This window comes from Nostoc sp. T09 (genome assembly GCF_002154695.1).
In the GTDB taxonomy this organism is placed as follows: domain Bacteria; phylum Cyanobacteriota; class Cyanobacteriia; order Cyanobacteriales; family Nostocaceae; genus Aulosira.
This window is the reverse complement of the sequence record NZ_MTAV01000002.1, coordinates 306,995-333,787: the sequence shown is the minus strand read 5'-3', so window position 1 is coordinate 333,787 and position 26,793 is coordinate 306,995. Positions and strand designations below refer to the sequence as shown.

The window sequence follows — 26,793 nt, the reverse complement described above, 5'->3', positions numbered from 1 at the left end:
CTGCCTGAAGTACAAAATTATCAGTATTCATCTGTGGTTAATTACTTCTTCTTTCTCATACCTCATTCAAGTGATATTTTTTATATAAAAAAACTCTTGAAAACTTACTTTGATACTTCGTTCATAACTATTTCAATAAATTGCCTACCATAAGCTAAACTAGCCTCATAGCTTTTTTGTCTAGCTATATTTTCTGCTAAGATGTCTGGACCTGGTGTTAAGTTAGATAATGCTTCAGCGATCATTGATGCCAATTGTTCTGGATTTTGTCTTTCAAAAAACCATGCTTGAGGCGGGTTTTGTTCTAAATGAACTGGGAAATCAGAAACCAGCATTGGCTTACCTAAAGCCCGCGCATCTTCAATAACAGTACTCCATCCCTCAAACAAAGAAGGCTGAATAACAGCTAAACATCTCCTCATTAGTTGGATTTGTTCAGTCCGAGAAATTAATCCTAAAATTATCACTTGCTGATCAAGCCCTAATTTTTCAATTCTAGAAACTAATTGGCTAAAATTTTCAGAATTTTTGTTAAAACTGCCTGTCAAAACAATTGTTGGATAAATATTATTTTGTTTTAAAATCCCTAAAGCCTCGATTACCAAAGCATGGTTTTTATGTTTCCAAAATTGATTACTAATTATAAAGAACTTATCTGGTAGGTTATACTTAACCTGAGTTAGTTGCGGGTTAAGATAAAAATAATCTGGCTCTAGGTAACTGACAAAATTCATAACTTTAGTTCGTGATATTGCATGGGGATAAAGACGATGAAAATCCGATTCTGCCATTTTGCTGCTCAGGATGATAACAGGAGCAGTGTCAGCCATATTTTTATGGATAGCATTGCGTATATTAATATCTTGTTGGGAAAAAAATTCAGGAAAATAGTGATGCTGGAAATCAGGAATCCAAGCTCCCCATCTGTATGGACATTTTCTACTTAATACAGAAGTTTGCATTGGATAAAGAAAATTAATTTTTAGAGGATTTAATAATTGAAAAGGAAGGAAAAATAGGCTATTGGACAATTTATCAAAAATTTTCAGATATAGTCTACCATAAACGTAAATTTGGTCAACACAAGAACGGATAGGGAGAACCAATTTTAAATTATCAGGAGAACAAGCAACACTGAGTTTGATATTAGCTCTTTCCACCGTTGGTAAGCTGGCAATAGCACGAGCTAAATTTTGGATATAAATAGCCCCTCCCATCCATTGAGAATTGACTTCCATATGAAGACAAATATGAAAATTTTTCATAACCCTATAAGCTCCGCTCTACTCCAGGTTGCAAATGTTTTTATACCCGATTTTAAAGGTACAGAAGCACTAAACCCTAAAGCAGCTAACTTAGAGACATCCGCCTGCCAGTGTAAGGGTATACCAATTGGGAGAATGCCATCAAACTGAGCAGCGCCCTCATACTCGAGAGCATCCAAAACCATATTGGCTAATTCAGAAATCTTTACTTCTGTACCGGAAGCTAAGTTATAAGCTTCACCTTGCATCGGTGCAGAATTTGCGACTACTATTAGGGCTTTAGCAATGTCGAGAGCATGGATAAAATCACGACTTTCCTGTCCAGTTCCTTGCAGTCTAACAGAGTTTTGAGTGATGGCTTTTTGGCAAATATCCCAAATAACTTGACGGCGTAAACCAGGCCCATAAGCAGAGAAGATTCGCACACTAGCAGTTGGTAAACCATAGACTTTGGCAAACTCTAGACATAGCTGCTCGCACTGCAATTTATGAAAGCCATAAGGAGAAAGGGGAGCTAATGATTGATTTTCGCTGACTGGAAGTGAGTTTGGGTTGCCATAAACTGCTGCACTAGAGAGGAAAATGAATCTACAGTGAGGTACCTGGAGGCGCAAGGTATTGAGAATTTCAAAGGTAAGTGCTGTATTAGTATAGAAATCAGCTACAGGGTCGGTAATAGATAGACCGACAGAAGCACGACCAGCACAATGAATACAAACTTGGGGAGAAATTTCTTTTAGTAAAGTACTGAAAGCAGTATCAGGTAATTTAAGGTAGTAATAAGCTGACAAATAGGCAATAGGTGCATTTTCATGAGGGGAGTTATCAACACCAATTACAGACCAGCCTTGCTCTGAGCAATAGCGAGCAACGTAGCGACCAATGAAACCAGCAACTCCAGTTATGAGAATTGATTTAGGCTGAGTCATCAATAGACCTCTTACATAAGTGGCTTTTATCAGCGTTTATTAGTGGTTAATTATTTATTTTTGGAATTTTGCGCGAAGCCTAATATTTAACCGCTAGAAATGTGTAAAGGCGACCAGGAACATTTGATATTCGAGATTTATACCAGCCAGCTAACTGCTGCACAGTTATATTAGCGGCTAGCCCAGTAGCTAATTTTTTGCCTAAAATATAGCTCAATACAGATACTATTGCAGATTCAAATTCCTTTTGAGTTATAGGTGCGTAATTAATAACGCTTTCATAAGAAGCAAGGACTTTTTCTAGCTTTAGTTCTGCAGCTTTAATCGCTTGTTTATACTCCTGTACTCGGTAAGCATTTTCTCCACCATAAAGGAAATGTAGAGGATGAGAGTCTAAAAATTTAGGTAAGTCTTCTTTTTGAGAAATAACGTGTTCGCGAGTAGCAATAAATATACCACCAGGTTTTAAAACTCGTGCTGCCTCTTTACAGAATTGTTTGAGGTCGCAGGCATGATGTAGAACAGCTCGTCCGTATACAATATCAAAACTATTTTCTGGAAATGGTAATATTTCACCATATTCTTGAACTATTTGGATTGGTAAATTAGTGCTATTAAATAAAGATTGGATTGCTTGAGAACCTACGATGGGACTAGGATCAGGTTCTAGCGCGGTTACTAAACATTTAGATTTAGCAAACGCATAACTGGAAATTCCTCTACCAGCACCCAAGTCTAAGACCTGTCCAGGAATGTATTTTTTCAATAGATTTTTAACAGCTAGCCATTCTTCGCTATTACTAAAACGTTCTGCTGATAATTGTAAAGGCTCATCATAGTAACATTGTCTTACTAATTCTTGTTTATCTGGTTGGTTGATTAACCATTGGACAGCTTCTTCCCAAGTTAACAGTTTAACGCTCATTTTCTGGAATTTCCCGAATTACACGAGATGGATTACCACCAACAATTGTCCATGCTGGCACATCTTTTGTAACAACTGAACCTGCTGCAACAACAGCACCTTCACCAATGGTGACACCTTTAAGAACAATTGAATTAAAGCCAATCCATACTTTGTTACATATTTTAATAGGTGCAACTTTTACATGAGTCCAATCCTTTTTACCTAATTGCCAATTCATAACATCTTTTGAGCGCTGTGAAAAAGATACAGCATGAGAATTATGATCTACAATTGTTACGCTCCAAGATATCATTACATCATCACCTATTTCAATGCTTTTAGCAGCAATAAGATTACCATTCATAAATACTCTTTTGCCAATAGAAATAGTAGCATTTTCTCTATCAAAAATTAGAGAACCTGGTACTTGGCTATGTTCGTCAATATTTACTGAACAGCCAGGTTTAAAAACTAAATTAGGTAAGACAAATTCGGAGCTTGGGTGAACTTTGACATTAGATGGTAACCGAATTGTGTAAGACAATAAATGTTTAATTTTTTTTTTACTTTATCAATAAACATTGTCATACTTCCTGCTACATTTAGCTAAATTTTTCGTGCTTAGATAGCGAATTAAAATTTTTTATTCTTTTGATAATAGAGCTTACATATATCAATAGAGTGAGTGCGATCGTCACAGAAGTACCTATACTTATACCCGCAAGCCCTAACCAATGACCTAATATAATTGAAAGTATTAAATTTACAATTCCTGAAGGTAGTCCTAATAGAGCTTGTATTTTTACTTCTCCTAGCCCATTTAAAAGCATGGTTAATGACTGTGCAAATCCTATAATAACTGTAGTTAAAGACATAGCTAACAATAAATTTATGTCTGGAACAATCTCCTGATTAGTGAGTATTTTGATAATCTCCTGGCCGAATATGACTAAAAATCCACTAGCTGCAACTACCCAGATCATACTGATCCAAAGAGAATATTTAAATGTTTTAACCACCCATTGAAAATCTTGTCGAGCAATGGCTTCAGTGTAGGCTGCCCATAGTGGTAACAAAAATGACATTTGTACTAGACTAATTAATCCAAATAACTTGAGTGTTACCCCATACTTAGCTACATCTACAGCACCAAAAATCTGGGCAACTAAAATTAAGTCTGTTTGAAGTAGAAGAATAGCTGAAATTTGAGCTAGCCAGAAATGAAAACCAATTTTCAGCAATGAATAGGCTTGATTCCATCTAAAATAAGTTATTTTCGGCATTAGCCAGGATCGTTTCCAAACAAAAATATGAAGAGCAGAAAAAATGTTTCCTATCAGAGGTGTACCAAAACCTGCAATTATCAGGACTGGTAAGTTTGCTTTCCAACTAATAGCAATTAATATTGAACTTATAGATATAATATTTGATATAACATCCCAGATATTATATAAATATCCTTCTTGATAAGCATAGTAAATATGTGATGGTATTGAAAGTACTAATCGAACTAAAAATAAAATAGAAATAAATATAACAGCTATGTTAGCTTCAGATTTAGCTAGAGGAGACGTGACATTAAAAACTTTTGACCAAGAAATAGTGGGATAAGCAACAGAAAATACTATACCTAAAAGAAAGGCTATACCAATTGTCATCCAAAATACACTTGACACAGCTATTTTAGCTTTTTCTTGTTCCTGCTCTCCATCAGCAGCAGCCAAGGCATTCTTTAAACTATTCGCTAGACCAAAATCTGCCATGCCAATCCAATTTAGAAATGTGTTCAAAATTAGCCATAAACCAAAGCGTTCTGTACCTAGATAGTTAGCTGTCAATGGTATCAAAAATAATCCAATTCCCATTGATAAAAGTTTAATTAATAAACTAGATAAGCCAGTCAATCCTACTTTTAATAAGCGGATTTTTCCTCGACTATTATCTTTATTGTGAATAAAAGGCACTATTTTTACATTATCCTATTCTTTATTTGTATTAGGGTTAAATCCTAACACAAATAATGTTCAAATATGAGTTCCCAATTACTTTAAGTAAAAGATGAAACTGAGTTTTAAGGTTGAAATGTTTGAATTAATGAAATTACTCTAGCTAATCAACAAAATTAGGAAATATGAATTTTGGGCATCTGTTTATTCACTTTTCCATTTTTAGAGTGCCCATTTTGATGGTAGTAACCCTTGGAATAGTAGCCACCATAGCTGCTAGTAGAAGTAATGCCGTTGACTACCATTCCTAAAACCTTCTGTCCAGACTGCGCTAACAGGGTATTTGTAGCACTAGCAGCAGCAGAATCAACTACACCAGGACGCACCACTAGCAAAATTCCATCCGCTAGCTTGCCTAATATCTGCGCATCAGCAACCGCAGTCAACGGTGGAGCATCAATAATTACAAAGTCATAGTCATTGGTAGCCTCTTGGATTAAAGCAGCCATGCGTTTTGACTCTAGAAGTCCCGCAGGATTGGGTGGAATCGTACCAGAACTAACAAAGTCTAAAGTCATAAGTGCTTCTTTCGTAGTTGTTGGTAACTCAGCCTGACCCACTAAAATATTGCTCAGCCCTATCAGGTTGGATTGTTCCCAAATTTTGTGTTGACGAGGGCGACGCATATCTGCATCTACCAACAGCACTCTATGCCCAATTTGTGCTGCTGCTACTGCCAAGTTAGCTGCCACAAAAGATTTACCTTCGCCTGGAACTGAACTGCTGACAACAATTACTTTGAGCTTCTTATCAGAAATGCTAAAACTCAGGTTAGCCTGAAGCATCTCAAACGCTGAAGATTCAGGGGAGTAGGGATTGTTGAGTACGGGTAATTCTGTACTCCCCTCACCATCACTTCCCTTTGCTTTTTCAGCTAACGGAATTATACCTAGCAAAGGATAATCTAATAGATGCTTAACTTCCTCAATAGTCTTCAAAGAAGTATCCATCGCTTCCAGCAGTAGCCCTGTGCCCACGCCTAGCAAAATGCCCAAAAATCCACCTAAAGCTAAGTTTAGGGGAATTACCGGAGAAACAGGCCTCTCAGGAACTAAAGCTTCAGAGATTACTCGCGCATTACCGATATTCTGGTTTTCTATGACCTCAACTTCCTGTAACTGCTTTGACAGTTGTTCATAGGTAAGTCGCGCTACCTGCAACTGTCTCTGTAGCTGTAGCTGTTGTTGTTCGAGCCGGGGTAAAATATCCAAGCGTCTTTGATTAACTATGTATACTTGCCGCAACTCGGCTAATCGGTTTGTTATTGCCAACCGATTTACTTCTGACTTGACTAATTCCTCGGTCAAATTCTGCTTGAGTTTTCCTATCTGCAAATTTTGCTCTGGTACAAATTCGGAATTACCTATGGTTTGGGAAACTCTCCCTTCTAGTTGGCTTCTTAAAGCTGCTGCTTTCTTATCCAGATTAATAACGGTAGGGTGCTCATCACTGAAGCGAGTGCGTGCCACTGCTAACTCATCTTCTGTTTTCTGATAGTCGGTAAGTACCTGCTGTATCCCAGGAGATTGACTTAAGGTGCTGAGTTCTACAGCCTGTTGCGTGTTTAATGCCATTTGGCTTTGCAACGCTCTAGTGCGAGTATTAGCATCAGCTAATTCTGCTTGGGCTGTAGTAATTTCCTCCAATAAATCTTTAAGGCCTTCTACCCCGGCTTTTGCTTCTATATCTAGAGCTACTACCCTGTTTTTCTCTTTAAACCGACGCAGGGCCATTTCTGCTTTTAATACTCTTTTCTCAACCTCAGGCAATTGCCGATTCAAAAATTCTCTTGCAGACCTGGCCTCAGCACTGTTAGTGCGAACATTGCTTTCTAAGTAATAGTTCATCAGGGAATTAATTACAGATGCTGCTTCTTGCGGATTTGTGCTGCGGTAGGAGAGTTGCATCACATCCGTTCCCCGAATAGTCTTCAGTTTCAGAACTTTGAGAAATCTTTCGATCGAAACTAGTTTACCTGATTTATCTTTCAGGTTAAGGCTGGTAATGGTTTTTTGAACAATAGGATTTGAGCGGATGACTTCGGCTTCTGTATCCACTGGGTTGCTAAGGTTGGTCAAACCGCTCAGTTCTCCTACTTGTGAAGACAGACCACTGAGTGATGAAACTCCACTCTGTTTGTTAAACAACAGCTTGGCTTGTGATTCGTAAACTGGTTTTTGGAGGAAAGTGACTAACGCTGTCAGTCCAAACACAGAGCCAATCACAACTGTTGTCACCGGCCAACGCCTTTTTAGTATCGGCCAGTACTGGTGGAAATCAATAAGGTCACGGTCGTCTCGCTTAGTAGGCATAAATAATGTACCGAAAAACCAAAAATAATGTGCGATGGTGCTGCTTTGTATGCAAACACAATTATCGCTCCAACAAAATTAACCGGGGATAGCTAGTCCTGCTATTTATCAGAAATTTTCCTTAAAATATCTTGATCCCAAAACGTCCCGACCATTTTATACTAATTTTTGTTCTTTAGCTCACCAAAAATACTACCTTTGACTTTGTCAAAGGTAATTATAAACGTGATTTATCTAAATTTAAAAAAATATAGATATTTTTTATAGCTTTTTGAGCTTTGTTATGAAGCTTCACGAAAAACTAATACTAAGTAACTTGTTTAATCCCCTTTGTTTGTGTACAGCCCACTGAGGTGGTAATGTACCAATAAAACAGTGTATTCCTGTCTAAGCTCTAGATATGTACGCTTGATTAAAATCTCCAAAAATCATCTACTGGGAAATAACAAGTCATGTAAAGCACTTGTTACGAAAATAACTGTCGCTATGTTAATTTTTTTGTGATAAAAGGGACTAATTATTATCGCAGAAACACTTAAAATACTCTTAAACTGAAACTGAGCTAATTAAATTTGCTTCATTTCCAGCCAAAAATTGGCAAACTGAAATACATACTTAAGGTAATAAAACTTTAGAGTTAAGCATTTTAAAGCACAAAAATTCTACTACCTACAGATCGTTTATCTCGGAATTTAAGAGTAGTATAAAATACTTATGTTCAATATACCATTTCACGGTTACAGGGGAAGCATTCAGTTACTCAAAATCCCACGCTTCATGCCTGTATTACTTTTGGTAGGAGATATTTTTGGCTTATTTGTCTGTTTAGGGGTTGCCTTTTGGTTACGCCTAGGTCAGATCTTTGAGGGTTTTGATACGGTTGTTTGTGGATTTATACTACTGGTTCTGGCAGGCCTTTATCTGGCAGATACTTATCATCCAGATACGCAAATAGCAGGTTTGCGTGCTCCGGCTCGTATCGTAGTTAGTACTTTAATAGCTGGTGGAATCACCTCTGCCCTAATTTACTTATCTGGCACTTGGGGACAATACCCATTTCTGGGGCGAGGAATTTTGCTAGTAAGCCTGGGAATATTTACAATCTGGGCTGTGTTCTCACGGTTATTGGCAGTCAAGTGGTTGCGATCGCACGCCGAGCAAAGTCTTTGGTTAATGCTAGGTGCTGGCAAAAGTGGTATAAAATTTGCACAAATGTTCCTCGAACAGAACCCATTGGGGCGGTTGGTAGTTCTTGCAGAAGCCGATCCAGAACTCACCGAATTAGCAAAAACAGCATCTAATCTGAGTTACATAACTGGCTCAAACGACTTGTCTGCTTGGAGTCAGCAATCTTGGTCAGGGGTAGTAGTGGCAAGCCCAAAGGATTTTTCTGATATCCAGGTGCAGCAGTTGATGCAATTACGGTTGCAAGGTATCCCAATTTACAGGCTACCGGATATTTGCGAAACCTTATGGTACAAACTTCCGTCCTCTCTACTGGAGGATAGCTGGTTAGCTTTTAGTGCTGGTTTTAACTTAGTACCTGGTGGTATTAGTCTGAAGTTGAAGCGGTTGGTAGACCTAATACTGACAGGGCTATTACTAATATTTTTATTTCCACTGATGCTATTAGCAATGGTGGCAATTAAGTTGGACAGTCGAGGTTCCGTATTCTATAGTCAAGTACGCACAGGGTTGTATGGTAAGCCATTTAGGGTTTACAAATTTCGGTCCATGTATCAGGATGCAGAGAAACGGGGGGCACAATGGGCAAGTCAACGCGATCCGCGAATCACTAGAGTGGGATACTGGCTACGAGTGTTGCGAATTGATGAACTACCGCAGATTTTAAATGTATTGCGGGGAGATATGAGTCTGATTGGCCCCCGGCCGGAGCGACCGGAGTTTGATGTCAAGCTCAAAGAAACAATTCCGTACTACGAGCTGCGTTATTTAGTCAAACCGGGAATCACTGGCTGGGCACAAGTACTTTATCCCTACGGTGCTTCAGTTGAGGATGCTTACGAAAAGCTAGCTTATGACCTCTACTACATCAAAAATTATTCCTTATGGTTGGATATAGCGATCGCCTTTAAAACTGTCAGGGTTGTTTTGTTAGGAAAAGGTAGATGAAAACAAAAGTATTGGTAACAGGCGGCGCAGGTTACATTGGTTCCCATGTGGTGCGCCAATTAGGTGAAGCTGGTTATGATGTGGTGGTTTACGACAATTGCTCTACAGGTTGCCCTCAAGCTGTACTGTACGGTGAGTTAATTATTGGTGATTTAGCAGATACAGACCGTCTTTACCAAGTCTTTGCCAAACATCGATTTAGTGCGGTGCTACACTTTGCCGCTAGTTTAGTTGTACCGGAATCAGTTGCCAATCCCCTTGACTACTACGCCAACAACACGCGCAATACCTTGAATTTGCTCCGATGCTGTAATGTGCTGGATGTTAACCAATTCATTTTTTCTAGCACCGCGGCAGTTTATGGCGAACCTGAAGAAAATCCGGTTACGGAGTCTACCCCTACTTTACCTATTAACCCCTATGGACGCTCAAAGCTGATGAGTGAATGGCTGATTCAAGACTACAGTTTCGCGTCTCGTCTCAGGTATGTAACTCTGCGCTACTTCAATGTTGGGGGAGCTGACCCTTGTAGACGATTGGGGCAAAGTTTGCGTAATGTAACACACTTAATTGCAGCTGCTTGTAATACTGCATTGCAGCGCCATTCAGAATTGCGAATTTTTGGCACAGATTTTCCTACTCCAGATGGTACTGGAATTCGGGACTATATTCATGTTGAAGATTTGGCTGCTGCCCATGTCGATGCTTTACGCTACTTAGAACAGGGTGGAGAAAGCCAAACGCTCAATTGCGGTTATGGGCAAGGTTATAGCGTCCGACAAGTGATTGAACGGGTTAAAGCAATATCTGGGGTAGATTTCCCTGTGATTGAAGCCGACCGTCGTCCTGGTGACCCAGCTTGTGTCACGGCTTGTGCAGATAAAATCTGCAAGGTATTAGGCTGGCAACCTAAATATAACGATTTGGATGCGATCGTTTACACGACCCTAGCTTGGGAATTGCATCAGGAAAAACTACGGACTAAAAGAGCAGCTAGACAAAAACTAGTGTCAATCAATCAGGAAAGATCTGTCAGATCTAAAATAACGGAAATTGCCTATAAACTACCTTAATAAAGCTTTGGCTAAATTCAAAGAGGTAATTTCATCATTCAGATGATGGTAAAAGATAAATTCCCCCAGAGATTAATGTCAGGATGACAGAAACCCAAAAAGCAATCAAGGCTGGGATTTGCCACTCTTGTGAGAGGGGTGCAATCAGAAGTGCGATCGCTAGTATTTGACTCACGGTTTTGAGTTTACCCCAAATATTCGCCCCAGTAATTTGAGTTTGATTCACCCGCCAACCAGCGATCGCTAATTCCCGCGCTAAGATCAGAAACACTCCCCAAGCTGGAACTTTGCCTAATTCAATCAACACCATCAACGGCGCAAGCACTAAAAATTTATCTACTAAAGGGTCAAGAAACTTTCCTAAATCGCTAATTTGGTTGAGTTTCCGGGCTAAGTAGCCGTCTAACCAATCAGTTAATGCCGCCACTAAAAAAATTGCTAAACATATCCACTTAGCTTGATTTGTGGGATTGTATAAACCATAAAGTAGAAATGGTATCCCTAATAAACGCGAAAAAGTAATCCAGTTGGGTAGGGTCATAAGCAATTCTAAATTTAAAAATACAATCTGTCCGCCTGTTATGCCACACGCTGAGATAAAAGCTCCTCCCATCTTGCTAAAATCATGTCTGTGTAGTCTTTGCGATTAATTTTGTATGCTCCTAGAGCAAAACCATCGTTCATCTCTACAAGAGCAGTTTCTCCAGAATCTAAAACTCCAAAATCAATTGCATACCCTGCATAGGATTGTCCCGCATTATCCAGAGTTTTAATAGCGCACCGAATTTTTTCGAGATCTAGCAGAATATTGGCATTCCCATCATAATGATCGATACTTCTAATTTCTGAGTGCACAACATAGACGCGATACTCACTCAGCCAAGACACTACTTCTGAACACAGCAACTTTTCCTGACGCGACACTCCATAAACTCGGTATAAATCATATTCTGATTCAAAGACACAACCTGTAAAGCGTTTGCGGCGTACAGCAGGTTTAGCAAATGTTGGAGGATATTTGCCGTTCCGAAGCCCTTGTTCCAACTCTAAAAGCGTAGATGTCCATATCCGGCGATGCATGAAGTTGCTCATAGAGTTGGGATAATCATTCGGTAAAGGTTCTGGGATACCAAGCTGTTTTAATGCGCCCAAAACACATGGCATATCGCCAACTACTAAAGACTGTTCATCAAGTAAAAGTTGTCGCCTCTGAATTCGCTTTTGAGTATAAAAAGTGATTGGTATACCTTGTTGCCTAAGTTCTTCGGTAACAAGTTGCTCCTCATATCGGAGTTTTCCATTACCCTGTTCTTGAATGAAAGCTTGAGAAATCAATGCCAGCTCAAAAATTTAATCCTAAATTGTTCAACTCTGATAACCTCAAAGCAAGACCCCACCAAAATAATACAGAGAGTAAAGATCCAAACTTTGCTATAAATACCTAAATTATTACGTAAAAAATGATTTAGCTTACAGATTTTAGATCTCCACATCTCTGCCTAGGCGTGGGATGATCTGTGTTTTGAGATTCTCTGAAATTATCCAAACTATGACTCAACAAACAGACTCCCAATTTCGCATCGAACGCGATTCAATGGGCGATCGCCAAATCTCTAGTAGCGCTTATTACGGTATTCAAACGTTGCGGGCGATAGAAAATTTCCCAATCAGCGGACTTAAGCCTTTATCTACTTACGTAGATGCCTGTTTATTAATCAAAAAAGCTACAGCAATTGTTAACGGCGAACTAGGTTGTATTTCCCAAGATATAAGTCGGGCAGTTGTGCAAGCATCCGAAGAGATACTTGCAGGAAAGTTCCGCGATCAATTTGTTGTCGATGTTTATCAAGCTGGTGCAGGTACTTCGCACCATATGAATGTCAACGAAGTTTTGGCAAATCGTGCTCTAGAAATTCTGGGTGATGAAAAAGGCAACTACAAACGTGTGAGTCCTAATGACCATGTTAATTATGGGCAGTCTACCAATGATGTAATTCCCACAGCAATTCGCATTGGTGGTTTATTGGCACTTTCGCATACATTACACCCAGCGTTAGATCATGCGATCGCAGCCTTAGAAGCTAAAGCTACAGAATTTCAAGATATCGTCAAGTCTGGTAGAACACATTTGCAAGATGCTGTACCTGTGCGTTTGGGTGAGAATTTCCGGGCTTGGGCACACATTCTTGCAGAACATCAAAACCGCATTTACACCGCCTCAGGAGATTTGATGGTGCTGGGTTTGGGTGGAAGTGCAGCTGGTACGGGTATGAATACTCATCCCCTGTATCGGGCGCGGGTGGTGGAAGTTCTCTCCCAATTACTCAACTCACCTTTGGAACCTGCACCTCACCTGATGGCGGCAATGCAGAGTATGGCACCATTTGTAAATGTTTCCGGGGCGGTACGCAATTTAGCTCAGGATTTAGTGAAAATCTCCCACGACTTGCGGCTGATGGATTCTGGGCCAAAAACTGGATTCAAAGAAATTCAACTACCGCCAGTGCAACCCGGTTCCTCGATTATGCCAGGAAAGTATAATCCGGTGATGGCAGAGATGACATCGATGGTGTGCTTTCAAGTTATAGGTTACGACAATGCGATCGCACTGGCAGCGCAAGCCGGACAATTGGAATTAAATGTGATGATGCCGCTAATTGCCTATGACTTGATTCACAGCATCGAAATTTTGGGTAATACTATCGCCGCCCTCACAGAACGCTGCATCAAAGGCATTACCGCCAACCAAGAACGGTGTTTGGCATACGCTGAAGGTAGTTTAGCTTTAGTTACAGCCCTCAATCCTCACATCGGTTATCTCAATGCTGCGGCTGTAGCTAAGGAATCATTGGAAACGGGCAAATCCTTAAGGCAGATTGTTTTGGAAAGAGGGCTGATGAGTGAGGCAGAATTAGCCACAGTATTAAATCTAGAACAAATGAGTGGTATCTTACCCCTCACTACAGAATCAGACAAAGTGGATTAGAAAGATAGTAGGAAGATATAAGAAAGAAGAAGTTCTTCTTTCTGTTATCTTTACTAATTTTCATTATTATCCATGCAGACCCAAAAACCATCGGTCAGTTTAATCCGTGCTACTTCTTACGAACGAGAGACTTTACGGGAGTCTTTACTAACGCTGCTGGAACCTTTCGGGGGAATGGCAGCTTTTGTTAATAAAGGCGATCGCGTCTTACTCAAGCCTAATCTCCTCACAGGGGCGCGTCCTGGTAAAGAGTGTACCACTCGCCCCGAACTGGTTTACGAAGTTGCCCAGATGGTAATTGAAGCTGGCGGTAAGCCATTTTTAGGGGATAGCCCAGCGTTTGGTAGTGCGAAGGGAGTAGCTATAGCAAATGGCTATGCATCGATTTTAGAAGAACTTAAACTGCCAATAGTAGATTTTCACGGGCAGCGTTACCAAACAGTCAGCGAAAATTTTAACCACCTGTTGTTATCTAAAGAAGCAATGGCAGCGGATGTGGTAATTAACCTACCCAAAGTCAAATCCCATGCCCAACTGACTTTAACTTTAGGCGTTAAAAATCTTTTTGGTTGTGTCCCCGGCAAGATGAAAGCTTGGTGGCATATGGAAGCGGGCAAAGACGCTAACCGATTTGGCGAAATGTTAGTAGAAACTGCCAAGGCTATTAACCCCAACTTAACCATTTTAGATGGCATCATCGGTCATGATGGCAATGGCCCTAGTAATGGAGAACCTCGTGCCTTGGGTATTTTAGCAGCAGCATCAAATGTATTTGCCCTAGATCGGGCAATGGTGGAAATTCTCAACGTCCCACCCCAGCAAGTGCCCACCGTCGCAGCTTCCCAAAGATTAGGTGTATGTCCAGAATTGGCTGATATTGATTTTCCTCAGTTAGAACCTGACTTACTAAAATTAGAAGATTGGCGGTTACCAGACAAGTTAATTCCCATCGATTTTGCTATGCCGCGTGTGATTAAATCCACGTTTAAACACCTTTACATTCGATTTATTAAAGAACCGATGATTGCTTATGGTAGACGTTAGTTGAACAATTGCGAACTTGGTTACAACAACTTGCATTCTTAGCAGATTCAGCTATAACTAACATCCGATTTCTTAACCAGACCGCCCTAGTTTAGCGGCGGTTTTATCATTGAGAAATTTATTATAAAATTGTTGATCAAACTCTGACATTAACGCTAGATATCGTTGCTACAATATTTGAGAAATATCTGTAGAGATATAGTATTCTACATTTCTAAAAATATACCTATTTATAGATTGACAAAATAGGAAATATTACTAATGCTAGGTAATCTAAGCTTGGCAATATTTCTAGCATAGGCACTGAATTAATACTGCCAAGCCAGGTAAATATGTCTGTATTTATTCGGTCTGAATTCATGGTTAAAAAAATCAACACTATTCGTTAATGCGAAAAGGTGAAGCTATTTAAGTATAACTACTGTTGAAGTATCAGTAACCGTAATGGATAATCAGTGTGTTTTTGGGATAAATTTTAGGTAACACAAATTAACTAAATATCATTAAAAGTACCTTAGACAAAGCATTTTCAGATGTTATACTAATGCAGTGAAGCCCAAAAGAATTTGAGAATTGCATCTACAACCAAGTGCAAGAAATGTAATTTATATTGCTTTAATCTAAATCTGAGGAATTCAAAAATGATACTGGAGAACAAGTGAAATTTAATATTAGTCACCAGATGAAAGACAAAAATGTTGGTGTGAAACTTTGTATCAAAAGTCTTTTGTAGCAAAGAAATATTATGACACTTGTAAAACTGGATAATATTCCGACTGTATCCACAAGTTACATCTAAAAAATAGTTAAAATAGAATCAAGACTCTCTCGACGAGAGTAAATCTGAAAGCGAATAGGTGAATTTCAAATTTTTTGTATGAATTCAAATAGCCAGTCTGCCAATAACGATATATATCCCCATAGGTTGGCAGACATTGTGGGAACTGCGATCGCTCTACTAACTCTGACATTACCTGTATTTGTCATTGCTCATTATTCTTCAACGAATGTGCCTAATAACCAGCAACCTCTGAGTTATAATCTGCCAATGCCAATGAAGTGAAAATTAGACAGTCTCATCAGTGAATATAGAAAAGAAATCATCCAAAGTGTAATAAACTGTAACCCAGCACAAATACTCAGCAAAACACAGAGTTGGATCAACTCTCTTGTGACTGTGTGAAGACATAACTTGGATACTATCGACTCTATTTAAACACTTAAGAATCCCACCTGCTTCTAGCAGGGGGAAATCACAATAGTGACAGGCGGCGCGGTGAATTCTAAAGAATTGCCGCCTTTTTTTTCAGGAGAACAGGAGACTGTTGCTCTCACCTGTTCCCTTTTGTTAAAAGAATACCTTGGGAAGAAGTCCATCTTGGCCCTAAAATTCTACACGGGGAGCCTATATCGATGCACCCAAAATCTACTGTGTTACAGGAGGCGCTTTTTTGTGGACTTAACCCTTATACCAGCCCAACCAAAACCGGGACTAATCAACGTTCTAATTGAAATTCCCGGCGGGAGTAAAAATAAATACGAATATGACAAAGATCTTCAGGCCTTTGCCTTAGATCGAGTCCTTTATTCTTCGGTACAATATCCTTACGACTACGGCTTTGTACCCAATACTTTAGCTGATGACGGCGATCCGTTAGATGGTATGGTCATCATTGATGAACCAACCTTTCCAGGTTGTATAATTGCTGCACGACCGATTGGCTTGTTAGAGATGATTGATGGTGGCGATCGCGATGAAAAAATCCTTTGCGTTCCTGACAAAGACCCGCGCTACGCTCAAATAAAATCTTTAAAAGACCTACCATCACACCGTTTGGATGAAATTGCTGAATTTTTCCGCACTTATAAAAATCTGGAAAAAAAGGTGACTGAAATTCTCGGTTGGCAGGATGTTGAGCAGGTAAATGCATTGGTAGAAAAGTCTATTAAAGCTGCTCAAGGATAATCGGTTATGGTAATGGGTAATATTTCAGTTGTCAGTAATTCAGAAGTTGGCTTTTGTCTTGTTGACTATTGATTAACCCATTACCAATTTTGTTTAATCATGATTTCATAATTTGATTGGCACAACCTAGTTAAAAACCTAGTCACCAGAGTCAAGAAACAAAAAAATCAAAACCTTTTGCTGTTTGCCGCGCGCAAAAATTGCTACATAAACCCTAAATCAAATGCAGCGAACTCTCCTTTCAGCCAAAATTCACAACTGTACCCTTACAGGGGCAAATGTCAACTATGTGGGTAGTATCAGTATAGATAACATTCTGTTGCAAAAAGCTGGCATTTTACCCTACGAACAGGTACAAGTAGTGAATAAAGCTAATGGCGAGCGTTTTATTACCTATGCAATACCTGCTCCAGATTACTCAGGAGTAATTGAGTTAAATGGGGCTGCCGCACGTCTAGGCATTATAGGCGATCGCCTGATTATAATGGCCTACGGGCAGTTTACTCCGGAAGAGTTACAAAATTACTCGCCTACGGTTGTCATTGTAGACGAAAAAAACCAACTGTTGGAAGTACGGCACTACGATGACCTGCTCAGTAAGGTCTAAAATTCGAGGAAAATGTCAAATTTTGAGCTGTCGGGTTCCCAAAGCTACTTAACTGAGAAGCAAACTACCCCACTCAGTAGTCCAGCCGCAGAATTTTTAGTGCAATTCTGGGGTGTTAGAGGTTTGATTCCTACCCCAGGGAGCAGCACCAACCGCTATGGTGGAAATACTGCTTGTGTAGAAATTCGTGTAGCGGGAAAAGAGTTGATTTTTGATGGGGGTACTGGCTTACGAGTACTGGGTAAAACTTGGCAGCACCTGCAACAGCCAATAGAAGCCCATTTATTTTTCACTAACTCCCAATCAAATCGCATTCTCGGGTTTCCTTTTTTTGCCCCCGCATTTATTGACCAAAATTGCTTTCATATCTACGGCACAGCAGCCTCGAATAGCGCCTCGATTAAGCAATGCCTGTATGACCAAATGCTCCAGCCACACTTTCCTTATCCTTTACAGGTAATGCAGTCGGAATTGCATTTCCACAATCTCAACTCAGGTAGCGAGGTCAAGCTGGAGGATGTCACAATTAAAACAGCATTGATCAATAAACACCAGCGATCGATTGGCTACCGAGTTACTTGGCAAGAGTTTAGCGTTGCCTACGTTACAGATTTACCCAAGAGTCCTGAGAAACTAGAGCAAGAGCGGATTTTACAGCTAATTAAAGGGGTCGATTTATTGATTGCTAACGGTACCTACAATCCCCCTACCGCTCACAACCATGATTTAGCTGATTTGCAATGGCAAACTGCTGCGGATTTAGCTAATGATGCGGCTGTTAAAAGCTTAGTCATATCTCATTATCATCCAGATGATGACGATGATTTTCTAGATCGGGTTCAAACTGAAGTTAAGTCTGTATTTCCCAAAGCACTCTTAGCCTGTGAAGGTATGATTTTATCTGTGGCTAAGTAGGGCCAAAGGCTTAAGGGAAGAGAGTCTTCCCAAACATCACACATAGTCAAAATTAGCAACAAAGGCAGAAGGGAGCAAGAATTTAAGACCCATACAAAATCAGTATAGATCTGAAGCTGACACGCTCATTGCAACCTTCTACCTTCTTCACGCTGGCTGAAATGCTGTTTTTGATATTGAATTTACTACCTGGCTGAGTTGTTGAAGTTTGTCAGCTACCACACCATTCATCAATAATTCTTCCGCTTTCGCTATACCCGATCGCATATCTGGACAAACGCCACTTGAAAAGAGATAAAATCCACCATTGCACAAGGCTGTTTGTGTTAATTCTGTAGGATTACCAGCCAAAACCTCATGCATTTGGGTAAGTAGTTCTTCTGTAGTGTTAAGGGGGACATTCTTAGTAGTAAAACCATAATCACGCGGCACGAGGTGCAGCCTTTCTAGCTGTCCTGAGGGTGTTGATAAACCAATAATCGCCGTGCGATCGCGTGGCAAATCACAACTACCTTCCAATCCCTTCACTAATGTATATTTTGTAATATTTTGCAAAGCCAGAGTTAGCTGAAACAGCGTTTCTGTAGGTGGATGGACAAATCCCGGAATCATGTGCACATCCCCAGCGTAGGGGCACCAAATTAGCTCCATTGTTGCCAAGGGTGGACGTTTCCCCAGTTGATCCCGGTATTCCCAAATACTTTGAGTCAATGGGAAATGCTGAGGCGTATAAACAAAGCCAATTCCTGTTTGCTCTAATATCTGCTGGGTTTTTGCTAGTGACAAGTTTGTCCAATCAACGCCTAACCCCTGCCAAATTTCTACTAAGGGTAGTCCATACTTTGTTGGGAAGCGATCGCCACCGTGCATCACCACTGGTTGACCAACAGCAGCTAATATTAAAGCGATGAGCGGGCTAATTGGTGCAGTGCGCGTTCTGCCATCATAAGGGATGCCAAAAACTATGACTGGTCGTTCTGAAGCGATGGGTTGGAGTTTTGGCCCTAGTTCATTGTAAGCATCTAACATTCCTGCTAACTCGTCTGGGATAGGACGTTTGATGCGGTGGGCAATCAGAAACGCCCCGATTTGGGCAGGAGTTGCTTCACCTAGCAACATCATTTTGGTAGCTGTTGCGGCTTCAGCACGAGTTAAATTTTCTCCTGTGTGATTTCCACTCCCTACCTTTTGCAGAAATTGCCTAAATAGATTGCTCATATGTTCTTTGTCCTCTCTTACAAAGTTCTGATCGCCGGAAATCGGCGCTCCGACGCCAGATGCTTTCCGACGCGAGGCGACAGGAACGCACTGGCTCGACTTTGCGCTTTGTCATTTGTCATTCGTCTTTTGTCCCTACCCCGTCTTTGCGTTAGCCTCAATCATTCCATTATTCAACAACGCTGTCCTTTGTTAATTATGGACAATGACCAATGACTAATGACTAATGACTAATTGACTGTTAAGAAGCCGATCGCTGTTGGTTAATTTGCGGTGGGATATTGTCTCGCACCAGTTGCCAAAAGTGCTTGATCGGAGGAATTTGCAGGCGATCGCCAGTTGTAACCATGACTACTCGACGTGTCAAACTAGAAGTGTCAGGCACAGTAACATTATTATTAGTGGCTAAAGGGCGCACTGCCAAAGTTGGGTCTAGCTGCGCTTCCATTAATGCGGAATGAGGTAGCAAAGCGATCAGTTCTCCTTGACGCACTACTCCTCGGAAAGCATCTAAAGTGTTGACCTCTAAAGCTGCTTGTAATGTCGCTTCCAGTCGCTCAAATCGATCTTGGATTAAGCGTTGCATCCCATAACCATCTTTAAACACCACCTGGGGATAGCGAATTAACTCAGACCAAGGGATACATTCATATTGGGCTAATGGATGTTTGGCAGATGTGAGAACTTCTATAGGTTCTTCATACAGTACTTCTACTACCATTTCTCGGCCAGTAGTTAAAAAGCGATTATTCATTACAATTGCCAGATCCACCAATCCATCCTTGAGGACTTTTAAAGCGCGATCGCTACCCAAGGACGTTACCCGTAATTGTACTTCTGGATAATCGCGACAAAATTGTTGCAATACTGGTGGTAAGTAGGAGGCGCACAGCGAGTGAATGGCTGCAATGCACAATTCTGGCTGCTTACCTGCGATTAAATCTGTTAATTCCTCTGTGGCTGTTTGCCACTCTTGACAAATTTTTCGCACTCGGGGTAGCAACCTCTCACCCCCCAGCGTCAGCTTGGCGTGAGTGGTTCTATGAAACAGTTCTATCCCCAAATCTGCTTCCAATGCCTGGATTTGGCGGCTAATGGTAGATTGAGTGACCCCACATTTTCGTGCTGCTTGTTGAAAGCTACCGGTGTCCGCGATCGCTAAAAAAGCTTGCAACTGCTCTAGTCGCATTTTTATGTAGCCTGAATTACATTTATGGCTTTCATTAAGTTAACGGATTCTTTGACTCATTTTGGTACAGTTTGTTACAAGTGGTTGGTTATGCAATATTTTAATTCAAATTTTTTTGATGCGCCTTGTACAGCTTTTCTCATCAATATTCATGCTTATGCTGTATTTTTCGCCAAATCTCCCATACAAAAATCTTGAATTTTTTTTTGCTATATCTAAATATCAAGATAAAATTTATGGTTCATCAGATTTTGCACCAGATGAGTGGCCTGCTTGCGCTCTCTCTAGAGCCTGCAATAATTCATTGATAGTGTAGGGCTTGCTCAAAAATGTATTGATGCCATGAACTTCGGCAAGCTGACTTGTGGCATTGACACCACTCATGACAATAATCTTGACCTGTGGATTCATTTGTTGCAAAACGCGGATGGTAGTTAATCCATCCATTGATGGCATCATCATATCTAGCAATACCAAGCTAATTTCATTTTGGTGGTGACTATATAATGCGATCGCCTCAATACCGTTGCTAGCTGTCAGAGCTTTGTAGTTGTAGTCTTCTAATGAGGTTTTGATAATTTCCAGGATGGCGGATTCATCATCTACAACTAAAATCGTTTCTCCTTTGCCATTGTGTAATTCTAGAGTTTCTGGTTGCTGGATTGCCCGTTGGGAGCCAGCTGGCAAGTACACCTGAAATTGCGTGCCTTTGCCGAGTTCGCTAGAGACATTAACAAAACCACCGTGGTTTTTGACAATGCCAATCACTGTTGACAGACCTAGCCCTGTGCCTTTGCCCTGTTCCTTAGTTGTAAAAAATGGCTCAAAAATGCGATCCAATATATGGCGAGGAATACCCACTCCCGTATCCGAGACAGCGATCGCTACATATTCACCCACCTGAGCATCTAAATGCATTTTGGCATAAGCGTCATCAATGAGGATATTTTCTGCTGTCAGATCCAAATTGCCACCATTGGGCATAGCATCGCGAGCGTTTACACAGAGATTCATTAACACCTGATGCAATTGCGTGGACTCTGCCAAGACAGTCCAAAGGTTTGTTGTCGGTAGATTAGTATTGATAATAATGGATTTCGGAAATGTGCTGTTGGTAATATGTTGAATTTCCGCAAGCAGATGTTCTATTTGTAATGGAAAGCGCTTGCCCTCAGAACCACGAGCAAAGGTGAGAATTTGCTTAACTAAATCAGCACCGCGTTTGGAATTATTTTCGATTATTTTCAATAATTGTTGATTTCGTGGATCGAGATTGCTGAGTTTGAGCACCAACAATTGAGATGAAGTAAGAATAGGCGTAAGAATATTGTTGAGATCGTGGGCAATGCCACTGGCGAGGGTGCCGAGACTCTCTAAGCGCTGGGCACGGAGAAATTGAGCTTCAAGTTGTTTTTTCTCGGTGATGTCAGTGTTAACAATCAAGATTGATTTGGGATTTCCGGTTTCATCGCGCACCAGTGTCCAACGCCCTTGAACGATGATATCCACACCATGTTTTGTGACTTGATGCAATTCACCATGCCACTCGCCTTGCTCAACAACAGTCGTAAAAATCTCTGCAAATTGTGGAGGGATTTTTTTGTACACTAACTCATTGGCATTTTTTCCTAATGCTTCCTCTGCTGACCAACCATATAAGCGTTCGGCTCCTCTGTTCCAAAATAAGATTTTGTGTGATAAATTGCGGACTATGATTGCATCGGTAGCGATATCAAGCAAAGCAGCTTGTTCGCGGATTTTCTGTTCCGCTTGCTTGCGATCGCTAATGTCCATATCTACCCCAATCATTCGTACAGCTTTGCCAGTTTTGTCGTAAAAAACTTGACCTTTAGTGGCTGCCCAGCGAATGTTACCATCGGGGAAGACAATCCGGAATTCGATGTCGTAGGTTGCTCCCTCTTGCATTGATCGCATGACTGCGTTACTCACGAATTCTCGGTCTTGTGGATGAACTTGATTGATAAAGGTTTCATAAGCCCCATCAAACTTATCTGGGGGAAGACCAAACATCGCAGGCAAGTTCTTAGACCAAGTAATCTTGTTATCCAGAATGTTCCAATCCCAAATTCCTGTTTGGGCAGCTTCCAAGGCTAACTTCAGTTGCGCTTCACTCTTGCGTAATGCCTCTTCTGTTTGCCTGCGCTCGATTAGTTCAGCTTGTATTTTCTGATACAGCTCCGATTGCTGGATGGCAATGCCTACCTGAGTTGACAATTGATTCATTAAATCTATTTCCCACTGCTGCCACAATCGGGGTGCAGAACATTGGTTAACCACTAACAATCCCCACAAATGTTCTCCTTGCAATATCGGGACTGCTAAGTTTGCTCTCACCTGAAATTGAGCAAGTATATCGCAGTGACATTGGGTAAGACCTGCTGTATAAATATCTGGTACAGCTTGAATACGGCCCTGTCTGTATTCCTCGCCGCGAGTTTCCATAAAATAAGTATCTGCAACTTTGGCATTTAGAGCAGAAATCCAACCTTTACCAATAGCTTCCACTACTATCGTGCCACTGTAGTCTGGTTGAAAGCGATAAATAAAAACTCGGTCAGCCTGGAGAAACTGGCGCACTTCAGCCACAGTGGTATTTAAAACCTCGTCCAAGTTCAAAGAGGCGCGGATACGCTGGGCAATTGCTGTCACTAGTCGCTGCTGTTCTGTGTGCTGGTTGCGATCGCTAATGTCTCGCAAAATTGAGAGATGGCGGTGAGGCAGAAAGTTAGCCGTAGCCCCATATTCCACCTCGCAGATAGTACCATCGGGACGTAGAAGGCGAAATTCTCCAGTCTTTTGCCCACTTACTTGAAATTCTTGCCATGCTTTGACGAAATCAAAACCAGGCTCGGCAAATTCTACAATAGTGCGACCTAACAGATCTGTCGTTGATAAGCCAAAAAGTCGCGCGGCGGCGGGGTTAGCGTCTACATACCTACCTTCATCATCCGCAATCACCATTGCGTCATTCGCCCCATTAAATAATGCTCGCAGTTGCAACTCGCTAGTTCTTAGTGCAGATTCTGTCTGCTGGAGTTCCCGAAATCCAAGTTCGCGATCGCTAATTTCTTGTTGCAAAAGTGCATTAGCTTGGGAAAGTTCAATGGTACGTTCCGCTACTCGTTTTTCTAACTCATCAGTAACTCGGCGTAACTCCTCCTCCACTTGCTGGCGTTGCACAATCTCTTGCTGTAAATGCTTGTTGGCTTTTCTCAATTCATCTGTCTGTTGTTCTACCTGTTGTTGGAGTGCGGCAATTACAGCAGACATTTCTAAGCGTTCAAGAACCTGCAAAAAGCTTGTTTGAGTGACAATTCCTAGCAATTCCCCTTGCTCCCCAGCCACAACTAATCGCCGCACATGGCGATGCTGCATTTCTTGATGGGCAACTAATAGGGAATCTTTGGGACTCAGGCAAAATAAGGGTGTACTCATCACGCTTTCCGTCTGGATTTGCGCTAGATCTAAACCCAATACCTGAAATTGCAAAATGTCTCGCTCGGTAATAATTCCTACAGGAAGTAGGAGAGCATGGGTGCCCAACTGTTCTTCTGCCTCTTCCACTATCACCACACAACTAACTTGATGTTCAGCCATAAGTCTGGCTATGTTCAGCACAGTTGCAGTTCGCGGCGCATGAATAATCTGTGTAGTCATCAGCTCGTTAACATATCGCAGCTTCAGGAAATTGGCAGGTTGCAGCGCTTGACGAATAGTCTCAGGTGTAATTTTACCGATCAATTGACCATTGTCATTCAATACAGGTAGATGGCGAATCTGATGCTGATGTAATAGCGACACGACACTGAAGAGATCCTGAGCATCAGATTGCTTCAGGGTAAGAACTTGACGCGTCATTACTTCTGCAATTTTCACCCCAGATAGATTAACTCCAGAGGCAGTTAGTCTAACTACATCTCTTTCTGTAAAAGTTCCTAGTACCTGGGACTCTTCAACTACAAAGGCACTACTGGTTCGGTGCTGACTCATCAAGACAATGGCATCGACTACCGCAATATTTGCGGTAACCGTCAAGGGAGAGTAGTCTATACAATCCTTTAAACTTGGTAAATGAAGTAGCTGAGGGCTAAATTCATGATTATTTTGGATGGTAAATGACATAATCCCTCCCTCTTGTGTTGGCTTTTAACGACTAGCTGCAATCCAGTTTCTAGATTTGATATTGTCTAATATTACGTATGCTTACAAAAATTAGATTTAAAGTATTTCAGCCATCTTAAATTAATGAGCTGAATTGATTTATTACCCGACTATGCCAGGATGCATGATTAAAGAAATTAGAAATGTTTAATTGTTCTCAGTTGGTTTTAATCGATTTCTGTAACCGCCTTTAGATTATTCAAGAAAGCGTCAAAATTAAAATTCAGTTTTGGCGATGTTTTTGTTAGTAAAAAAAGCAAAAAAACTATGTAATTGTTAATAAATTTAGAATTTTTTTAACAAGCGGTTTTACAGACATCAGTTTATCACTTCCAACAGCAAAATTAGCATCTCCGGTTTTGATGCTTGTTAGCTAGCTTGGGAATTTATACCTATAATGATTAGGTTGATCGGATTCCCGACTTCTACCCTCCGGGAATCTCACAGCCTCTGAAAATTAATGATCTGAACCACTAGCCTTATCGACTTGGAGATGATCACCATTCTGTTAAGGCGATCGCTATTCCTTGTTGCAAGTCGAGTGTGAGTGTGGTGTCTTGTGCTAACTGTTGCAACTGTTGGTATGCAGCGTCCGGTGCTAGATTCTTGAGCGCAGCGATCGCGTGCAGTCTCACCGATTTATTTGGATCTGCCAGTAGTAAAATTAAGGGATCAATTGCCTGTATCTGACCTAACTGGCCTAAAGACAGAGCGATCGCACTTTTAATATTGGCAATTTCTGTGGCTGGATGCTTTGATTGCAGCATTTTCAGCAAAATTTCTGTAGCTATTGGAGTTAGTTCGGGCTGTTGTACTCTTCCTAAAACTGTGACAATTTCCTGCCACAGTGTTTCTGAGGTGATTTGATTGAGTGCTTGTTGGAGATATTCCAAACTAGAATGCGTCCCTAACCAGCTAAGGGAGCGAATGGTTTCCAATTGCAATTTTATTGATTTATTGGGTGAAATCAGTCCCTCAAATAAGAACTTAGCAGCATTGTCACCACCCATGCGAGCCAGAGCAATTGCTGCTGCACAAGCAACGTCTTCGTTCAAGTCATCAAGTCTGGATTGGAGTTGGGTTACCAAATCTAATGTTTCGCATAAATCAGAGCGAAAACCTAAACCCTGCACTGCGGCGAGTCTCACTGGAGTAGCAAAATCGTCTAAAGCCTCGATTAACAAAGGGGGTACACGTTGATCATGGAAACTGCTGAGGGCTGCAATTGCTGCGGCTCTGACTGCGGCCTGGGGATCTTGTACCACACTCAATAAAGGCGCAATTACCTCAGTTCGCCGGATGTAAGAGAGCGATCGCACAGCCAAAAGCCGTGTATGATCATCACTTAAAAGTTCCGAAAGTGCTGCGATCGCTCTAGTATCCATTTCCCCTAATGCTGTGGCTGCCATTGCCTTAAGTTCTTGACTGTGGCTACTTTTTAACAACTGCACTAAAGGAGCGATCGTATCCGGGTGCTTAAACTCTCCTAATATCCGTGCTGCATACCAGCGAACTTCTTCATCTGCGTCTTCATCTTCTAAGATTTCAATTAATCGCGGGATAGCAATATTCCCCAACTGGATAAAAATTTTGGTAATTTCCCAGCGCTGTTGAAAATCTCCCAGTTCTAAAATCGAGAGTGCTAATTCCAGCATTTGCTCTCGATGCTTCACTATTTCTGGATGTGTAGGGTCTTGTTTCAGAATCAACTTTTGTAAATATTGAATCAACGATGACCAATCAGCTGCATCATTTGCTACCTGTGCCTGCACCAAAAGCTGGTTGATGTTATTCACGATCCAGAGAAACCCCTACACTGCTAATTTGAATCTTCTCATAGCCTACTACCGACGGACGCATTAAACCTGCTGGCTGCTTTTATGTTGTTTTGATTGTTCGCCAGTTCAAAACCCAAGTATATCAAAGCTAATTGAGCGATTATCACATCAAGGCTGGTATTTAGCGAGGTATCACTTACAGCAGATTGTAAAGGAGTGAGTTACAGATTAAGGAAAAATCCTATAAATATCTTTACGATGTGCGACTCGAAAGATTCTCACG

At 41.0% G+C, this 26,793-nt stretch carries 19 protein-coding genes and 1 pseudogene; 8 read left to right on the top strand and 12 right to left on the bottom strand.

The window, feature by feature from the left end:
• Window positions 1-104: 104 nt before the first annotated feature.
• The 6 genes and pseudogenes from BV372_RS01770 to BV372_RS01745 all read right to left on the bottom strand — a co-directional run bounded on the left by BV372_RS01770 (window position 105) and on the right by BV372_RS01745 (window position 7,419).
• A complete protein-coding gene (locus BV372_RS01770; RefSeq protein ID WP_086682286.1) occupies window positions 105-1,265 on the bottom strand; it encodes a glycosyltransferase family 1 protein in 1,161 nt (386 codons plus the stop codon).
• Complete coding sequence (locus BV372_RS01765) at window positions 1,262-2,194, bottom strand: NAD(P)-dependent oxidoreductase (RefSeq protein WP_086682283.1); 933 nt, start codon at window positions 2,192-2,194, stop codon at window positions 1,262-1,264. Before BV372_RS01765 ends, BV372_RS01770 begins: the two co-directional genes overlap by 4 nt.
• A 79-nt stretch (window positions 2,195-2,273) precedes the next feature.
• The gene (locus tag BV372_RS01760) at window positions 2,274-3,119 is read right to left on the bottom strand and encodes a class I SAM-dependent methyltransferase (protein WP_086682280.1); all 846 of its coding nucleotides are present in this window, start codon (window positions 3,117-3,119) and stop codon (window positions 2,274-2,276) included.
• A pseudogene (locus BV372_RS38285) lies at window positions 3,115-3,276 on the bottom strand (DapH/DapD/GlmU-related protein); the annotation flags it as partial. The pseudogene BV372_RS38285 and the gene BV372_RS01760, both read right to left, overlap by 5 nt.
• A 427-nt stretch (window positions 3,277-3,703) precedes the next feature.
• Window positions 3,704-5,065: an oligosaccharide flippase family protein gene (locus tag BV372_RS01750; RefSeq protein WP_086682274.1), complete on the bottom strand. Its 1,362-nt coding sequence runs from the start codon at window positions 5,063-5,065 to the stop codon at window positions 3,704-3,706.
• 158 nt (window positions 5,066-5,223) lie between these two features.
• Complete coding sequence (locus BV372_RS01745) at window positions 5,224-7,419, bottom strand: GumC family protein (protein WP_086682270.1); 2,196 nt, start codon at window positions 7,417-7,419, stop codon at window positions 5,224-5,226.
• Between the two features lie 714 nt (window positions 7,420-8,133).
• Between BV372_RS01745 and BV372_RS01740 the strand changes: the two genes are divergently transcribed.
• Window positions 8,134-9,552 carry a sugar transferase gene (locus BV372_RS01740; protein WP_086682267.1) on the top strand — a complete coding sequence of 473 codons (1,419 nt, stop codon included), beginning with the start codon at window positions 8,134-8,136 and terminating at the stop codon, window positions 9,550-9,552.
• Entirely contained in the window at window positions 9,549-10,625 is a 1,077-nt protein-coding gene (galE, locus tag BV372_RS01735; protein WP_086682265.1) for a UDP-glucose 4-epimerase GalE, read from the top strand. The genes BV372_RS01740 and galE overlap by 4 nt, the downstream gene beginning before the upstream one ends.
• A gap of 34 nt (window positions 10,626-10,659) precedes the next feature.
• Here the strand turns inward: galE and pgsA are convergent, their stop codons facing one another.
• Together pgsA and BV372_RS01725 are read right to left on the bottom strand one after the other, a co-directional pair.
• Complete coding sequence (gene pgsA / locus BV372_RS01730) at window positions 10,660-11,166, bottom strand: CDP-diacylglycerol--glycerol-3-phosphate 3-phosphatidyltransferase (RefSeq protein ID WP_086682261.1); 507 nt, start codon at window positions 11,164-11,166, stop codon at window positions 10,660-10,662.
• A 38-nt stretch (window positions 11,167-11,204) separates the two neighbouring features.
• Window positions 11,205-11,960: an ATP-grasp domain-containing protein gene (locus BV372_RS01725; RefSeq protein WP_086682258.1), complete on the bottom strand. Its 756-nt coding sequence runs from the start codon at window positions 11,958-11,960 to the stop codon at window positions 11,205-11,207.
• 214 nt (window positions 11,961-12,174) lie between these two features.
• Here BV372_RS01725 and BV372_RS01720 point away from each other — a divergent pair, with 214 nt between their 5' ends.
• The 6 genes from BV372_RS01720 (at window position 12,175) to BV372_RS01695 (ending at window position 18,143) form a co-directional block, all read left to right on the top strand.
• Window positions 12,175-13,611 carry an aspartate ammonia-lyase gene (locus BV372_RS01720; protein WP_086682255.1) on the top strand — a complete coding sequence of 479 codons (1,437 nt, stop codon included), beginning with the start codon at window positions 12,175-12,177 and terminating at the stop codon, window positions 13,609-13,611.
• Between the two features lie 72 nt (window positions 13,612-13,683).
• Complete coding sequence (locus BV372_RS01715; protein ID WP_086682252.1) at window positions 13,684-14,655, top strand: DUF362 domain-containing protein; 972 nt, start codon at window positions 13,684-13,686, stop codon at window positions 14,653-14,655.
• A gap of 877 nt (window positions 14,656-15,532) precedes the next feature.
• Window positions 15,533-15,718, top strand: a complete 186-nt coding sequence (locus BV372_RS01710) for a hypothetical protein (protein WP_086682249.1) — start codon at window positions 15,533-15,535, stop codon at window positions 15,716-15,718.
• A gap of 390 nt (window positions 15,719-16,108) precedes the next feature.
• Window positions 16,109-16,621, top strand: coding sequence for an inorganic diphosphatase (locus BV372_RS01705; RefSeq protein WP_086682246.1), 513 nt, complete (start codon window positions 16,109-16,111; stop codon window positions 16,619-16,621).
• Between the two features lie 223 nt (window positions 16,622-16,844).
• Window positions 16,845-17,228, top strand: coding sequence for an aspartate 1-decarboxylase (gene panD, locus BV372_RS01700; protein WP_086682243.1), 384 nt, complete (start codon window positions 16,845-16,847; stop codon window positions 17,226-17,228).
• Window positions 17,229-17,240: 12 nt separating this feature from the next.
• A complete protein-coding gene (locus tag BV372_RS01695) occupies window positions 17,241-18,143 on the top strand; it encodes an MBL fold metallo-hydrolase (protein WP_086682240.1) in 903 nt (300 codons plus the stop codon).
• 147 nt (window positions 18,144-18,290) lie between these two features.
• Here the strand turns inward: BV372_RS01695 and BV372_RS01690 are convergent, their stop codons facing one another.
• The 4 genes from BV372_RS01690 to BV372_RS01675 all read right to left on the bottom strand — a co-directional run bounded on the left by BV372_RS01690 (window position 18,291) and on the right by BV372_RS01675 (window position 26,531).
• Window positions 18,291-19,361, bottom strand: coding sequence for an anthranilate phosphoribosyltransferase family protein (locus BV372_RS01690; protein WP_086682237.1), 1,071 nt, complete (start codon window positions 19,359-19,361; stop codon window positions 18,291-18,293).
• Between the two features lie 241 nt (window positions 19,362-19,602).
• On the bottom strand, window positions 19,603-20,550 hold the full coding sequence (locus BV372_RS01685; protein ID WP_086682231.1) for a LysR family transcriptional regulator: 948 nt from the start codon (window positions 20,548-20,550) through the stop codon (window positions 19,603-19,605).
• A 234-nt stretch (window positions 20,551-20,784) separates the two neighbouring features.
• Window positions 20,785-24,693, bottom strand: coding sequence for a PAS domain S-box protein (locus BV372_RS01680; protein WP_086682228.1), 3,909 nt, complete (start codon window positions 24,691-24,693; stop codon window positions 20,785-20,787).
• A 536-nt stretch (window positions 24,694-25,229) separates the two neighbouring features.
• The gene (locus BV372_RS01675) at window positions 25,230-26,531 is read right to left on the bottom strand and encodes a HEAT repeat domain-containing protein (protein ID WP_086682224.1); all 1,302 of its coding nucleotides are present in this window, start codon (window positions 26,529-26,531) and stop codon (window positions 25,230-25,232) included.
• Between the last annotated feature and the right edge of the window lie 262 nt (window positions 26,532-26,793).